General features: G+C 64.2%; 1 protein-coding gene. It reads left to right on the forward strand.

Features of this window, described 5'->3' with window-relative positions:
- Positions 1 to 1,124: aldehyde dehydrogenase family protein (locus PSOLE_RS23380; RefSeq protein ID WP_394341119.1), on the forward strand; the 1,124-nt coding region annotated here is incomplete at both ends.

A 1,124-nucleotide genomic window follows, 5' to 3' on the forward strand; every position in this document is an offset into this window, starting at 1 on the left:
ATCGGCGAATTCCCCCGCTCCAACGCCGCCGACATCGACAAGGCTCTCGATGCTGCTCACGCCGCTGCCGACGCCTGGGGCCGCACCAGCGTGCAGGAGCGTTCGCACATCCTGCTGAAAATCGCCGACCGCATCGAAGCCAACCTCGAACTGCTGGCCGTGGCCGAAACCTGGGACAACGGCAAGCCGGTGCGTGAGACGCTGAACGCCGACGTACCGCTGGCCGCCGACCACTTCCGTTACTTCGCCGGCTGCATCCGCGCTCAGGAAGGCAGCACCGCCGAGATCAACGACGGCACCGTGGCTTATCACTTCCACGAGCCGCTGGGCGTAGTCGGGCAGATCATCCCGTGGAACTTCCCGCTGCTGATGGCCGCGTGGAAGCTGGCTCCGGCGCTGGCTGCCGGCAACGCCATCGTGCTCAAGCCGGCCGAGCAGACGCCGCTGTCGATCACCCTGCTGGTGGAAATCATCGGCGACCTGTTGCCACCAGGCGTGCTCAATATCGTCCAGGGTTTTGGCCGCGAGGCCGGTGAGGCGCTGGCCACCAGCACGCGCATCGCCAAGATCGCCTTCACCGGCTCCACCCCGGTGGGCTCGCACATCATGAAGTGCGCTGCTGAGAACATCATCCCGAGCACTGTCGAGCTGGGCGGCAAATCGCCGAACATCTTCTTCGCCGACATCATGAACGCCGAGCCGGCCTTCATCGAGAAGGCTGCCGAAGGCCTGGTGCTGGGTTTCTTCAACCAGGGCGAGATCTGCACCTGCCCGTCGCGTGCGCTGGTGCAGGAGTCGATCTACGACGCCTTCATGGTCGAGGTGATGAAGAAGGTCAAACAGATCAAGCGCGGCAACCCGCTGGACACCGAGACCATGGTCGGTGCCCAGGCCTCGCAGCAGCAGTTCGACAAGATCTTGAGCTACCTGGAGATCGCCCAGCAGGAAGGCGCGCAGGTGCTTACCGGCGGCGCAGCGGAGAAACTCGACGGCGACCTGGCCAGCGGCTATTACATCCAGCCGACCCTGCTCAAGGGTCACAACAAGATGCGCGTGTTCCAGGAAGAGATCTTCGGCCCGGTGATCGGCGTGACCACCTTCAAGGACGAAGCCGAAGCCCTGGC

Source organism: Pseudomonas oleovorans subsp. oleovorans (assembly GCF_002197815.1).
Taxonomy (GTDB): Bacteria; Pseudomonadota; Gammaproteobacteria; order Pseudomonadales; family Pseudomonadaceae; genus Aquipseudomonas; species Aquipseudomonas oleovorans.